The organism is Mucilaginibacter sp. UYP27, assembly GCF_040547175.1.
GTDB lineage: Bacteria > Bacteroidota > Bacteroidia > Sphingobacteriales > Sphingobacteriaceae > Mucilaginibacter.
Map to the genome: position 1 here is coordinate 395,523 of NZ_JBEPPE010000001.1, position 13,375 is coordinate 408,897.

General features: G+C 43.0%; 14 protein-coding genes. 2 read left to right on the top strand and 12 right to left on the bottom strand.

Going from position 1 to position 13,375, the window contains the following annotated elements; translation table 11 throughout:
• Nucleotides 1-5: 5 nt before the first annotated feature.
• From ABIB39_RS01700 to ABIB39_RS01755, 12 genes are all read right to left on the bottom strand, one after another.
• Nucleotides 6-509, bottom strand: a complete 504-nt coding sequence (locus ABIB39_RS01700; RefSeq protein ID WP_354426867.1) for an NADH-quinone oxidoreductase subunit C — start codon at nucleotides 507-509, stop codon at nucleotides 6-8.
• A complete protein-coding gene (locus ABIB39_RS01705) occupies nucleotides 509-1,051 on the bottom strand; it encodes an NADH-quinone oxidoreductase subunit B (RefSeq protein WP_354426868.1) in 543 nt (180 codons plus the stop codon). The genes ABIB39_RS01700 and ABIB39_RS01705 overlap by 1 nt, the downstream gene beginning before the upstream one ends.
• A 118-nt stretch (nucleotides 1,052-1,169) precedes the next feature.
• Nucleotides 1,170-1,541, bottom strand: coding sequence for an NADH-quinone oxidoreductase subunit A (locus ABIB39_RS01710; RefSeq protein ID WP_354426869.1), 372 nt, complete (start codon nucleotides 1,539-1,541; stop codon nucleotides 1,170-1,172).
• A gap of 76 nt (nucleotides 1,542-1,617) precedes the next feature.
• A complete protein-coding gene (locus ABIB39_RS01715) occupies nucleotides 1,618-3,309 on the bottom strand; it encodes a tetratricopeptide repeat protein (RefSeq protein WP_354426870.1) in 1,692 nt (563 codons plus the stop codon).
• Between the two features lie 21 nt (nucleotides 3,310-3,330).
• A complete protein-coding gene (locus tag ABIB39_RS01720; protein WP_354426871.1) occupies nucleotides 3,331-4,242 on the bottom strand; it encodes a PstS family phosphate ABC transporter substrate-binding protein in 912 nt (303 codons plus the stop codon).
• 225 nt (nucleotides 4,243-4,467) lie between these two features.
• Nucleotides 4,468-5,292 carry an energy transducer TonB gene (locus ABIB39_RS01725; protein WP_354426872.1) on the bottom strand — a complete coding sequence of 275 codons (825 nt, stop codon included), beginning with the start codon at nucleotides 5,290-5,292 and terminating at the stop codon, nucleotides 4,468-4,470.
• A 32-nt stretch (nucleotides 5,293-5,324) separates the two neighbouring features.
• Nucleotides 5,325-5,855, bottom strand: coding sequence for an ExbD/TolR family protein (locus tag ABIB39_RS01730; protein WP_354426873.1), 531 nt, complete (start codon nucleotides 5,853-5,855; stop codon nucleotides 5,325-5,327).
• Between the two features lie 2 nt (nucleotides 5,856-5,857).
• Nucleotides 5,858-6,478, bottom strand: coding sequence for an ExbD/TolR family protein (locus tag ABIB39_RS01735; protein WP_354426874.1), 621 nt, complete (start codon nucleotides 6,476-6,478; stop codon nucleotides 5,858-5,860).
• A gap of 103 nt (nucleotides 6,479-6,581) precedes the next feature.
• Nucleotides 6,582-7,415 (bottom strand): MotA/TolQ/ExbB proton channel family protein, encoded by an 834-nt coding sequence (locus ABIB39_RS01740; RefSeq protein WP_354426875.1) that lies wholly within the window; start codon nucleotides 7,413-7,415, stop codon nucleotides 6,582-6,584.
• Between the two features lie 298 nt (nucleotides 7,416-7,713).
• Entirely contained in the window at nucleotides 7,714-9,318 is a 1,605-nt protein-coding gene (pckA, locus tag ABIB39_RS01745) for a phosphoenolpyruvate carboxykinase (ATP) (protein ID WP_354426876.1), read from the bottom strand.
• 161 nt (nucleotides 9,319-9,479) lie between these two features.
• Nucleotides 9,480-9,815, bottom strand: a complete 336-nt coding sequence (locus tag ABIB39_RS01750; protein WP_354426877.1) for a translation initiation factor — start codon at nucleotides 9,813-9,815, stop codon at nucleotides 9,480-9,482.
• Between the two features lie 108 nt (nucleotides 9,816-9,923).
• A complete protein-coding gene (locus tag ABIB39_RS01755) occupies nucleotides 9,924-10,814 on the bottom strand; it encodes a diacylglycerol/lipid kinase family protein (RefSeq protein WP_354426878.1) in 891 nt (296 codons plus the stop codon).
• A 221-nt stretch (nucleotides 10,815-11,035) separates the two neighbouring features.
• On the opposite strand from ABIB39_RS01755, the gene metK reads away from it, so the two are divergent.
• Both metK and ABIB39_RS01765 read left to right on the top strand, forming a co-directional pair.
• The gene (gene metK, locus ABIB39_RS01760) at nucleotides 11,036-12,286 is read left to right on the top strand and encodes a methionine adenosyltransferase (RefSeq protein ID WP_354426879.1); all 1,251 of its coding nucleotides are present in this window, start codon (nucleotides 11,036-11,038) and stop codon (nucleotides 12,284-12,286) included.
• 71 nt (nucleotides 12,287-12,357) lie between these two features.
• Nucleotides 12,358-13,287, top strand: coding sequence for an EamA family transporter (locus ABIB39_RS01765; RefSeq protein WP_354426880.1), 930 nt, complete (start codon nucleotides 12,358-12,360; stop codon nucleotides 13,285-13,287).
• Nucleotides 13,288-13,375 lie beyond the last annotated feature (88 nt).

A 13,375-nucleotide genomic window follows, 5' to 3' on the forward strand; every position in this document is an offset into this window, starting at 1 on the left:
TTATGTTATCTCCCGAAAAAGTAATCTTTTTTATCAATACGGTTTGGATCTTCCAACGGGAATTCCTTTCTCATCGGGAATACCGTCATGTCATCAACATTAAGTATCCTGCGCAGGTCCGGGTGACCGTCAAATATCACCCCAAAAAAGTCGTATGTTTCACGCTCCATCCAGTTAGCGCCTTCCCAAATGGTTGCTGCTGTAGGAATATGCAAATCCTCTAACGAAAGAGAAACTTTTATACGGATGCGTGTATTAGTTGTTAAACTGTGTAAGTGATAAACTACAACGATCTGTTTTTCAAGTTCGGGGTAATGTACCGCGGTAAGGTCTGTTAAATAGATGAATTGCAGTGCTGCATCGTGCCTTAAAAAGGTTAGCACATCGGTAATTGCATCTTTGCCTGTTTCTACAGTAAGCAAGCCAAAATCGGCAGATGTTTGGGTAACCTGGCCAGGAAATTTATCTGTTAGCTTTTGTAAAAGCTCTTCGTTTGCTATTTTAGCCATTATTGGATCCCGTATTTAGCCAGTAATTCCTGGTACTTAGGTTCTTCGCGGCGGCGAATAGACTCGGTACGTACCAATTGCTGAATAGCCATAAAACCATCAATAATAGCCTCGGGGCGTGGCGGGCAACCGGGAACGTAAACATCTACCGGGATAACCTCATCTATACCCTGTAATACAGAGTAAGTATCAAATATACCGCCGCTTGACGCGCATGCACCAACAGCCATCACCCAACGTGGTTCGGCCATTTGCAGGTAAACCTGGCGTAGCACCGGGCCCATTTTTTTAGATATTGTTCCCATTACCATTAAAAGATCGGCCTGGCGGGGCGAAAAGCTAAGCCTTTCGGCGCCAAAACGGCTTAGATCGTAATGGGAACCCATGGTAGCCATAAACTCGATACCGCAGCATGATGTTGCAAAAGGTAATGGCCATAAAGAGTGTGAACGTGCCAAACCTACGGCCTCAGAAAGCTTTGTGGCAAAAAACCCCGATCCTTCAACACCCGCAGGGGCTTCAACTATTTGAATATCACTCATTATATTCCTTATCAAATAATATTAAATGCTCAGTTAAAACTGATGTGCAAATTTACAATAATTACGATGTAACAGATACACTATGGAGGTTCAGGAATATATTTAGAATCAGTCTAAACTAATCCCAGTTTAAAGCGCCTTTTTTAATGATGTAGAAAAAACCTGCAAGCAGGGTACCCATAAATATGAACATCTCTATCATTCCGGTAGAACCCAAATCGCGAAAATTTACCGCCCAGGGGTACATAAATATAACCTCCACATCAAACAACACAAACAGTATGGCTACCAGGAAGTATTTGATAGACATTGGTGTACGGGCATTACCCACTACCTCGATACCCGACTCGAAAGGTGTGAGCTTGTCTTTAGTTTGGCGCTTGGGGCCAATTTTGTGCGTTACAAACATCGTAGTAACAACAAAACCCATAGCCACAAGCATCTGGAATATGATGGGCAAATAGTTGACAGGTAAACTTTTTAGTTCCATAGTGCAAATATACAAATGAGCGCATAATAAAAAAGCCCCTTTTTTGAAGGGGCTTTTTTATTATTTATTAGGCTAATTACTTACCCCTGCCGGCAGAGCCGGTTTTGCGTGAAAAGAACGAAACTACCTGCTTGTTAGTAGGGTCGTTATCCCTTGCTTTGGTGTAATTTTCTGTAGCCTTGGCCATATCTTTTTCTTTAAACTCGGCATAAGTTGCTAAGTAAACGTAAGATTCAGCTAATTCTTTTTTCACCTTATCTACCGGTGCGCCACCTTTGGCAGCGGTTACCTCTATATATTTTTCGTAGAAAGGCTTAGCATAACCTACAATATTGTTACGGTCTTTATCCTTTAACTCATTTACACGAGCGCGGAATAAATAGGCGTTAGGATCTGTTGGTGCTTTTTGCGTAACATAGCTAAATGCTGAATCTGCTTTCGCAATGGTAGCTTCTGCACCCGGGCTTTTCTCATCGTAAGAGAAGTAATAACTGATACCTTCGTAAAAGTGATCTAATAATTTTACGTTCCTGCCTTTTTGAGTGTACACGTGGTAAGCGTCACCGGCCTCAGCATATTTCTTTTGACCGTATAGCGCTTTTGCTATCTCCGGATAAACATCTACCTGCGTAGTATCTACTGCTATCGCTTTACGTAACGAAGCAATACCCAAGGAATCTTGTTTAGAAGCAATTTGTAAACGGCCCAGGTAAACGTAATCACGAGGGATAACGCGTTTTGGGTCTGCTTTAGTGATCCATGTATTTATCGCGGCTAAGCCGGCAGGGTAATCTTTATTTTCGTAACCGGCATAACCTAAGTAACGGTAAACTTTTAGATTACCATTTGCAGCGCTTGATAAAGCGGTAGCTTCTGTTTGCAATGTTTTGTAATCACCGGCGTATAACAAGAAGTCGGCATAACGTAAGCGCGACTCAACAGAAAGATCTGTTAGCGAAAGGTATTTACGGTAGTTATCAGCCCCTTCTTTAACTTTAGCCGATGCCATTTTTGGATCGCTTAACGCCCAACGGATATCAGTTTCTGCCCACTCGCGGTAAGCAGGACCGTAGTTAGGGTCGATAGCTAAAGCGGCTTTAAATTCAGTTTCTGAACTTTCGAAGTTGTTAGCATATTTCCAGATAACACCAGTTGCTACTTTAGCATGAGCCAATTTTGGGTCGAGATCTAAAGCAGATTGATAGTTACCTAAAGCTTCGGTGTTTTTACTTTGGGTGCGCAATGCATCACCTAAAGCAACCAAGATCTCGGCATCTTTAGCGTTAACTGTTTTTCCTTTTGTTAATACTGTTATAGCAGCGTTAGCATCGGCAGCAGGCACTTTACCTTCAACATCGTTTAACAGGTAAGCTTCGCCCACATATAAATATGGTTTGCTATCCTTACCTGCCAGGGCTACTGCCTGGTTAAAGTTTGTGGTAGCTGTCGCTTTGTCTTTATCCATAAACGCGGCGGCACCTAAACCCGCATAGTTTAAAGCAGATTTTGGGTTTACAGCAATCCCTTTTTGGAAATTGGTTTTTGCCGAATCCGGATATTCCTGAAGAATATATACCCAACCCAGGTAAAAGAAGTTTTCATCCTTAGTAGGTTGTGTTACGGTTAAATTCTTAAGCATCGATTTAGCTTTCTGGAACTGCTCTGCATCTATCGCTTTTTTTGCATCGGCTATGCTCTGTGCTGAAACAGAGGAGCCAACAAGCGCCAGTGCTAATACTATCTTACTTATCTTACTGATCATTTTCATCTTAGTTTGTTATGTATATAGTTAGTGTTTAATATTTATTTCCCTTTGCGGGATAGAATCAGGTAATAAGCCCGATTTTAATATAATTCGTTGACCACGCTCGCTTGCTAAAAATGATGCAACACCGGATGCTAAACCCTTCCTGCCTGTGCAATCAATTATATATAACGACCTGCTTAACGGATACGTATGTTGGACGAGCGTTGTCTGCGAAGGTTTAAAGTACTCGTTAGGTGCAGTTTTACTGCTTTCATCCTTAATTCCCATAATTTTAACCTTGCCAACTGCCTCTGCATAGTCCTTATCCGGGTCGTTTAGCCATGCAAATCCAGTAATTCCTATCGCATTAGGGTGTGTACTAACGTACTTTATAACTTCTTTACTTGAACTTAATGCGTAAATATTTTTTTGCTTTAACTCATTATTGCCTGATAGGGTCTTCAAATACCTTACCAAACTTGAGTTAGGGTTATCAAAAACGATACTTTTATCAGTTTTTGATTGCCCGTTTAGCATTCTCTTGATCTCGTTTACCGAGGTAATAGTATCATTTGACGCTTCATTTACGATAAGGGCAACAGCATCCACCGCAAATTTATTAACGTCTGGGGTTAATGAACGCCTTTTTAATACCCCAAGCTCGGCGGTATCCAGGTTGCGCGCCATTATCACTACCCTCACTTTATCATTCATTAAATTATTTACAACCTCGCTTTCGGGTTTATAAGTAACTACAGGGTTTGCCTCGGGGTAACTTGCCTTAAAAACATACAGTTCTTCGTCAACTATAGGCGAAAACGACTCATCGCCATAAAATTGTGCAGTGCCGGATGTAAACCCATCAAGTACTACTTTTTTACCGGCATTTTGCTGACAGCTTTGTAAGCCGGCTAAAAAAGAAACTCCCAATAATAATTTATAACTAAGCTTCATTTGGGTCCTTTCTTAAATAGCGCGCAAAGCGTAAAATAGCATATACAATTATAATACAACCAAAAATGGTTTTTTGGGGCTTTGGTAACTGGCTCAGGAAGCTATCCCAAAAGATGATCATGAGCCCCAAAGCTATAAAGCATATAAATGCAGTAACTCCTAAAATAAGCAAAAACCGCCTTTTGGGCGATTTTTGCTCTTCATTGTTATTTGATAACATTAATTTTATTCTTGCGCCAGTGTAAAGTTTACCGGGATACTGTATTGTACACGAACCGGACGTCCGTTTTGTATACCTGGTTTCCACTTAGGCGATTTCTTCAATACACGCACGGCTTCTTCATCTGTGCCGCTACCAAGGCCACGTAGTACCTTAATATCAGTTAATGAACCATCACGCTCTACTACGAAGGTTAAAACCACACGTCCTGTAACGTTGTTTTCCCTTGCAATAGCAGGGTATTTAATGTTGTTACCCAAATATTTACCGAATGCACCTTCCCCACCAGGGAATGCAGGAGATTGCTCTACCGCGGTGAAAATTTGGTTAGGGTTTTCTTCAACCACCTGTTTAACATCGGCGTTACCAACCGGCTCATCAATAGTAATTGCCTGGTTAGGGTCGCCTTTTTGGTCTCTCTGACCCGGATCCGCAACCTTCAAATCTTCTACAGTCGGTGGATCTTTTTCGCGCACCTCGTTATCTGGTTTTACAACCGGAGGAGGGAAACGCACCTGGTCAACTTTTGGTTTAGGTGGTTCTGGTGGCGGTGGCGGTGGTTTTACCGCTTCGTTTACGGGAGGCGGAGGTAGTAATACCTCGGTAACCTTCACCTTATCATCAGCTTTAGGGATAAATCCCTCTATTGCATTGAGGATTGTTTTAAAAGATATAAGTAAAACGAATGCTGCTACACCAATTATAAGGGCCTTGTTTGTATTACGAGGGTTATCCTTTCTAAGTTCGTAAGCACCATAAGCTTTGTTACGGCCTGAAAAAACAACGTCAATCCACTGCTGGTTTAGTATGTCTAATTTTGATCCAAACATTATGTTAACGTTTAATTACTTTAATTATTCCTTTAGTAGTTACCATCGCGCTTAAGCAATTCAACTTCGCCCGGCAGTATATCTACAATCGCGTACGATTGTACTGCGGTTATTTTCATCTCATCCAATACGTCAACCAAATTTTTATAATTTGATTTATCGCTTGGTTTGATCAGAACAACCATATAGTTACCAAAGCTTGCCTGAATTTCTTTGCCTTTTTCAATAAGCGTTTTGCGGAGCCCGTCTTTGCCATACCCTTCAGTAGTTGGCTGGGATTTACCCGGCTCACCAATAAACCATTCCAATTTATTGTTAGCGCCTAATAAAATTGTCATAGACCGCGATGCGGCAACAGGTAACTGCTCTTTTGTCTTCTCGTCCTTATTCGGCATGGTTACATCCATCGCTTTCGGTTTAGAAAGCGTGGTGGTTAGCATGAAGAAGGTGATCAACAAGAAGGCAAGATCCACCATTGCGGTTAGATCCACACGTGTTGAGGCTTTCTTACTTCTTACTTTGCCGCCTTTTTTGCCCCCGCCGGAGGTGTCTAATTCTGCCATTTTTAGTTCGTTTTAGGTGCTGCTCTAATTGTAGTAATTAGACTAAATTTGTCAACTCTCTGTTTCTGAAGGATACCGATAACCTTTTTAATGGTTGGGTATTCTTCTTTATTATCCCCTTTGATAGATATCCTTAATATCTTACTGTGTAAAGCGTTATCTGCTTTACGTGCTTCGCGGATCCAGTCGGCAAGTTCGTTATTAGCTGTAGTATCCGCAGGGATACCTTGTTGCTTATACTCCTTTTTTTGCCCGGCATCTAAAGCCAGGAAGCCTTTCAGATCTTTCATGGCAACACCAAAAATTGCTGTTCCTGAAAATTTAGTTTGCTCTTCCGCAGTGAACGTCTGACCGTATTTTTCGCCCATTTGTTTTAGGGTTTGGATACGGACATCGTTACCATCCACAGTAAAGAAAACTTTTTGCTCGGCCACTGTAAGCATTAGCACGTTATCATCAGGTATTGGCTGGGTGACAGACGATGCAGGTATATCTACCGGTACAGGATCTTCTGTACGTGGTTTTGCTGTTAATATAAAGAAGGTAAGCAAAAGGAAAGCTACGTCGCACATGGCGGTCATATCTATCGAGGTGCTCTTTCTTTGGACTTTTACTCTTGGCATCTTGTTCCTTTTTTAATATAATAATGTAAAGATAGTTAATTATCGCAATTATCCAAATTATATTTTGTTATAATGTGTTTTTGCGCACTAATATTCTACAGGATTATTTTTTGTGAGATGCTGCAAATGTTTGAACGATGCTGAAACCAGTTTCGTCAATCGCATAAGTAAGTTTATCAATTTTCGATGTAAATAAGTTATACATTACAATTGACACAGCTGAAGTACCAATACCTAACGCAGTATTGATAAGCGCTTCAGAAATACTGTTTGATAAAGCTGATTGGTTGGGAGCACCCGCTGATGCCAACTCGCCGAAAGCCTTGATCATACCGATTACCGTGCCTAATAGACCGGTTAATGTACCGATAGATACTAAAGTAGCGATGATGGTTAAGTTTTGCTCTAACATTGGCATTTCTAAAGCTGTTGCTTCTTCGATGTCTTTTTGGATAGCTAAAGCTTTTTGCTCAACATCTAAAGTTGTATCAACTTCCATTTCTTTGTATTTTTTCAAACCAGATTTGATAACGTTTGCTACCGAACCTTTTTGTTTGTCGCACTCAGCGTTAGCGCCGTCGATGTTACCTGCGTTTAGTAAAGATTGAATCCTTCTTACGAAAGCGTCAACATTACCTGTACCAGAAGCTTTGCCAATAACTACAAACCTTTCAATTGAAAACACGATAACCATTAACAGGTATGACATGATGATAGGTACGATAACACCACCTTTGTGTACGGTACCGAATAAATCGCCAGGGTTTGGCTCGTTTGCAGGATCGCCGCCTTTGTAGTGACTTGGGTGGCCTAAGATGAATACAAATATCAAAATTGCCACTACTATACAGATAGGGATGGTCAAAGTTGCAAATGCGCCCGATGCACTTGAGCTTTCTTTAACAGGAGTAGTTGGTTTTGTTGGTGCGTTTGCCATTACTTTTTAAATTTTAGTTTTCGTTTTGTTTATAATATAAGTTAATAAAAATGTGTGCGTTTTAAGCGAATAACAAAAATAGAATTTAAATGAAATAAAAAAACTTTTTATGTAATTCTTTATAATTATTTAATATACCGCTGCAAAAGCGTTATGAAATTGGTGATTACATAACGCTTTGAAACACAAAAATTGTCTACATCGCAGACAATTTTTTACAATACAACCCATTTTTTTTTGGAATAGCAAGTTATAACACATAAAAAGTATGTAACTAAACTGATATAGTAGCGTCTAATTACACCTCTAAGGCTACGTTTGGCCCTGCATTTATAATTTCCGGGGTGCTGTACGCCGCATATTTGTCGAAGTTCTTAACAAAGGCCGAGGCCAGCTTGTTTGCGCTATCGTCATAATTATCAGCATTAAGCCAGGTGTTCTTTGGGTCTAACACCTCGTCGGGCACGTTGGGGCAGTTGTGTGGGATAGCTATATTAAATACAGGGTGTTGGTGGTAATCTACATTATCTAACCCGCCGTTTATCGCCGCGGTTATCATAGCACGGGTATGCGAAAGCTTCATTCGCTGGCCTGTGCCGTATGCGCCACCTGTCCACCCGGTGTTAACTAACCATACGTTTACCTGGTGCTGCTTTATCTTTTTGCCAAGCAATTTGGCGTAAGCTACGGGGTGCAATGGCAAAAACGCTTCGCCAAAACAGGCAGAAAAGGTAGTTGTGGGTTCGGTAATGCCAGCTTCAGTACCGGCTATTTTGGCGGTGTAGCCGGATATGAAGTGGTACATGGCCTGCTCTGGCGTTAGCTTTGCAATCGGCGGTAAAATCCCAAAGGCATCCGCAGTTAAAAAGAAAATGTTTTTTGGCGACGCCCCTATAGACGGGATCACAGCGTTGCTTACGTTATATAGAGGATATGCTACGCGGGTGTTTTCTGTTTTATCTACATTGTTAAAGTTAACCCTGCGCGTACCAGGTATAAAGTTCACATTCTCCAACAAAGCACCATACTTAATAGCGTTGAAGATCTGTGGTTCCTTTTCGGCAGTAAGGCCGGTGCATTTAGCGTAGCATCCGCCTTCGAAGTTAAATATGGTGTAATCGCTCCAGCCGTGTTCGTCGTCGCCTATAAGGCTGCGCTCAGGGTCGGCAGAGAGGGTTGTTTTACCCGTGCCGGATAGGCCGAAGAAGATCGCGGTATCGCCTTTAGAACCCGTATTGGCCGAGCAGTGCATAGACAGCACCTGCTTATCATGCGGCAGGATAAAGTTCAGTACCGAAAAGATAGCTTTCTTGATCTCGCCCGTGTAGCCTGTACCACCTATCAGTATGATCTTTTTGCTGAAATTGATGATAGAAAAGTTTGGCTGGCGGGTACCGTCTTTTTCAGGATCGGCTAAAAAGCCGGGGGCCGCTATTATGGTCCACTCGGGTTCATTTTCGGGGTTCACCACTTCGGGGCGGATGAACAGGTGGTGCACAAACAGGTTCTGGTAAGCTGTTTCGGTAACCACGCGGATATCGATATGGTATTTTTCGTTAGCGCAGGCGCAAGAATCGCGCACAAACATCTTCTTGCCGGCAAGATATTTTGTAACCTTGTTATATAGGGCGTTGAATTTTGCACCGTCAAACTTGTAGTTGACGCTTCCCCACCATACACTATCATGCGTTACATGGTCATCAACAATAAAGCGGTCCTTAGGCGAGCGGCCTGTAAATTTGCCGGTGTCAATAGCCAGCGCGCCGGTGTCGGTTAGTACACCTTCGTTGCGTTTAATGGCAGCTTCAACAAGTTGCGCTGGGGTTAACTGGTAATAAATAGCAGGGCTATTAGCCAGGTTTAGATACCCTAAATTGGGTACCCGGTTAGCAGTGGTGTTCATCAGGAAGATAATTTTATAATTGGTTGCTACAAAACTACCCTTTTGATACACTAAGAACCAAGTATTTTTGAGTATTTATTTACATAATGTATCTTTTACACACCATATAAATCCTTGATTATCAATTGCTAAATCGAATTAATATTTTTTATTTCGATACACTAACCTCCGGCTTTTTTAGCTTTGTAGCCATCGGTTTGCAGCATGGCGAGCACCTTGTCCCTAAAATCGCCCTGTAACAGCACCTCGCCATCTTTAACAGAGCCGCCTACGCCGCATTTGGTTTTCAATTTTTTGCCGATAGCTTCCAGGTCGGCATCCACCCCAATAAAACCGCTTACTCGGGTTACCAGTTTGTTACCTTTTATCCTATCCAGGTAGATCTTTAGATTTTGCTGCTGTGGTGGCAGGGTTTGCTGCTCGTTATTCCCCTCTTCCCGGTATTGGAAATCCGGGTCGGTAGAGTACATGATGCCGGTGAAGTTTTTCTTAGCCATATAATAAGCCCCCTCTAATCTCCTCCGATAGGGGAGACTTTATTTTATATGTTATACTTAGCCTTTCTTAAGCCCCTCTCCCTCGGAGAGGGGTTGGGGAGAGGCTTTTTATTTATGATACGATGCGCCAACGATCACGTTCAGCGCGTTTGGCACCACTTCTATATTAATATCTGTGCCTGCAACCTGTGGCTCGCCATCCAGGTGGATTGGGCCTTCCTGCGCGCGTGTAATGTGGATATGCTTCCCTTTAACGATCTCTACGTACTTAGAACTATCGGCCGTTTTGGTAAACATCCTTAAACCCATCTCCGGAAAACGCCACAGCGGGAATGGTTTTATGATACAAACATCCAGCAAGCCGTCCTGCACCGATGCAGTAGGCGATACGTGCGCGTTGTTGCCATATTGTGATGAATTGGCCATGCTCAGCATAAATGCCTCGCGGTCATAAGGCACGCCGTCAACTTCTATATGGTAGTTTTTGGATTGGTACGTAGAGATCTCTTTGATGGACGATTTAAAGTAACTCACAAAACCGCGCTTCTCGCTACCATTGGCAAACACGTGGCTTATATGGGCATCAAAACCCATTCCGGCCATATTAAAAAACCATTGCCCGTTCATTTTGCCCGCGTCAATTTTAATGGAGCGCGCCTGGTTAAAGGTTTTAAAGGCATCCTCCACATTCATGGGGATATTTAAGAACCTGGAGAGGCCATTACCGGATCCATAAGGGATAACCCCCAACGTGGTATCAGTATTTGCAATGCCCGATGCTACCTCGTTAACGGTACCATCGCCGCCCACGGCAACAACAATATCGTACTCGCCCACGGCCGCCTTTGCTAAGCCGTTTGCGTGGAAAATACCGGTGGTAAACTCAATGTCGTAATCAAAAATAGTTGTATCAACATATCTCTGTACAAGCTCCGGTACACCTTCCTTATTCTTCCCTCCCGATACCGGGTTTATTATAAATAACGCTTTCCTTTTCAACTATATAAGTTTACCAGCGCCAAAAGTAAATGTATTTTCGGCTTTGTGAAAAATTGTTTTATTTTTGCCACCCGAAAGTGGACTGATTTAATGCCCCATTGTTGACAACTTAAACAGCGGGACTGGATTGCAACCACGTAAAAAAGTGCTAAACCCTGCTCCTTTTACTACGTTTCAGATAGATCTTTACCTTTCGGTTTTAACGTTTATTTTTAAAATATATGCCATACTTATTTACATCGGAATCCGTGTCTGAAGGGCATCCGGATAAAGTTGCCGACCAAATATCGGACGCGTTGATCGATAACTTTTTAGCTTTCGACCCCGAGTCGAAGGTGGCTTGTGAAACTTTAGTGACCACCGGCCAGGTTTTTTTAGCGGGCGAGGTAAAATCAAAAGCTTATTTAGACGTACAAAAAATTGCCCGCGATGTTATTAACCGCATTGGTTATACCAAAGGCGAGTATATGTTTGATGGCAGTTCATGCGGTGTGCTATCGGCCATCCACGAGCAATCGCCGGATATTAACCAGGGCGTAGACCGCAAGGCTAAAGAAGAGCAAGGCGCCGGCGACCAGGGTATGATGTTTGGTTACGCTACCATAGAAACTGACAACTATATGCCTTTGGCTTTAGATATCGCCCACGCTTTATTGCGCGAACTTGCAGTTATCCGACGTGAAAATACCGACATCAAATATCTTCGCCCTGATGCAAAATCGCAGGTTACGTTAGAGTATAGCGATGACAACCAGCCAACCCGTATCGATGCTATCGTTATCTCTACCCAGCATGATGATTTTGGCGAGGAAGAAGCGATGCTATCTAAGATCAGCAGCGATATCGTAGGGATCCTTATCCCGCGTGTTAAGGCTAAATATCCAAAATACGCCCACTTCTTTAACAACGACATCACCTACCACATTAACCCAACCGGTAAATTTGTGATTGGTGGCCCGCACGGCGATACCGGCTTAACCGGTCGCAAGATCATTGTTGATACTTACGGTGGTAAAGGCGCCCACGGTGGTGGTGCATTCTCAGGTAAAGACCCATCAAAGGTTGACCGTTCTGCTGCTTACGCTACCCGCCACATTGCTAAAAACCTGGTAGCTGCCGGTGTTTGTAATGAGGTATTGGTGCAGGTATCGTACGCTATTGGCGTTGCGAAACCCATGGGCATTTATGTAAACACTTACGGTACCGCTAAAGTTGACATCAACGATGGCGAGATAGCTAAGAAAGTGGAAGAGATCTTTAACATGACGCCTTACGCTATCGAGACCCGCTTTAAGTTGCGTAACCCTATTTATAGCGAAACCGCTGCATACGGCCACTTCGGCCGCCCAAGCGAGGTTGTTACCAAATCATTCAACGCGCACGATGGCAGCACCATAACCCGCGAGGTTGAACTGTTTACATGGGAAAAACTTGACTACGTAGATAAAGTAAAAAGCGCCTTCGGTTTATAATATTAAATACCGACAAATTATACAAGGCGCACCCAACACGGTGCGCCTTTTTTTGTTTAATACCAACAGCAATGACAAAAAAAACGGCCTCGCCCTTATTGGTTGCCTTCGCGTTCTTCAACATATACATTATATGGGGATCAACCTATTTGGCTGTGGCTTACGGGTTAAAGAGCTTCCCGCCGTTTATATTGGTTGGCTTGCGGTACTTAAGCGCCGGCTTGCTGATGCTGGCCTTTTGCAAATTTAAAGGAGAGCGTTTCCCCGAAAAGAAGCTCATTATCCGCCATGCTATAAGCGGTACTATGATGCTGGTTGGCGGCACGGGCATGATAGCATGGGCCGAGCAATACATCAGTTCGGGCCAGGCCGCCATACTGGTAGCCACCGAGCCGCTGATATTTTTACTGCTCGACAGAAAAAATTGGCGGGAATATTTCTCCAACAAATATATTGTAAGCGGACTGCTTATCGGCTTTACGGGCATCTTCCTGTTCCTGAAACTTGGCGTAGCCGTAGCAAACCCATCGCCCATGGCAACTATTGCAAGTGTGGTGGTGCTGTTTAGCGCGGTGCTTTGGGTATTGGGCTCGTTGATGATAAAAGACAACAAGGGCTGTAGCACATCTACCATGAATGCGAGCGTGCAGCTATTGGCAGCAGGAATAGCAAGCGCCATCATCGCATTCGCCAAAAGCGAACAGCGGGGTTTCGCCTTCGCTGATGTAAGCTGGCAGGCATGGGGCGGATTAGTATTCCTGATCGTATTTGGGTCGTTACTGGCGTACCTTTCCTTTATATGGCTTATTACCATCAAACCACCCGCTATTATCAGCACACATACTTATGTAAACCCGGTTGTCGCGGTATTTTTAGGCTGGTTGCTTATAAATGAGCACGTGAACACCGCGCAGCTCATTTGCCTGGTTGTGATACTGGTTGGCATAATGCTGGTTAATGTGCCGGGATATTTGAAAAGGAATAGAGATTTAGTGGAGTAATGTGATTTTAGGCTTTAAAATACAGCTAATTACGAGCTATAGTGTGCCAATCTGATAGAAATGTCGCTATTAGTTCTTCGTTAGGAAT

Bases quoted from the DNA above. Each gene is read 5' to 3' on its own strand.
- ABIB39_RS01700 (WP_354426867.1), bottom strand. From the start codon at position 509: ATGGCTAAAATAGCAAACGAAGAGCTTTTACAAAAGCTAACAGATAAA.
- ABIB39_RS01705 (WP_354426868.1), bottom strand. From the start codon at position 1,051: ATGAGTGATATTCAAATAGTTGAAGCCCCTGCGGGTGTTGAAGGATCG.
- ABIB39_RS01710 (WP_354426869.1), bottom strand. From the start codon at position 1,541: ATGGAACTAAAAAGTTTACCTGTCAACTATTTGCCCATCATATTCCAG.
- ABIB39_RS01715 (WP_354426870.1), bottom strand. From the start codon at position 3,309: ATGAAAATGATCAGTAAGATAAGTAAGATAGTATTAGCACTGGCGCTT.
- ABIB39_RS01720 (WP_354426871.1), bottom strand. From the start codon at position 4,242: ATGAAGCTTAGTTATAAATTATTATTGGGAGTTTCTTTTTTAGCCGGC.
- ABIB39_RS01725 (WP_354426872.1), bottom strand. From the start codon at position 5,292: ATGTTTGGATCAAAATTAGACATACTAAACCAGCAGTGGATTGACGTT.
- ABIB39_RS01730 (WP_354426873.1), bottom strand. From the start codon at position 5,855: ATGGCAGAATTAGACACCTCCGGCGGGGGCAAAAAAGGCGGCAAAGTA.
- ABIB39_RS01735 (WP_354426874.1), bottom strand. From the start codon at position 6,478: ATGCCAAGAGTAAAAGTCCAAAGAAAGAGCACCTCGATAGATATGACC.
- ABIB39_RS01740 (WP_354426875.1), bottom strand. From the start codon at position 7,415: ATGGCAAACGCACCAACAAAACCAACTACTCCTGTTAAAGAAAGCTCA.
- pckA (WP_354426876.1), bottom strand. From the start codon at position 9,318: ATGAACACCACTGCTAACCGGGTACCCAATTTAGGGTATCTAAACCTG.
- ABIB39_RS01750 (WP_354426877.1), bottom strand. From the start codon at position 9,815: ATGGCTAAGAAAAACTTCACCGGCATCATGTACTCTACCGACCCGGAT.
- metK (WP_354426879.1), top strand. From the start codon at position 11,036: ATGCCATACTTATTTACATCGGAATCCGTGTCTGAAGGGCATCCGGAT.
- ABIB39_RS01765 (WP_354426880.1), top strand. From the start codon at position 12,358: ATGACAAAAAAAACGGCCTCGCCCTTATTGGTTGCCTTCGCGTTCTTC.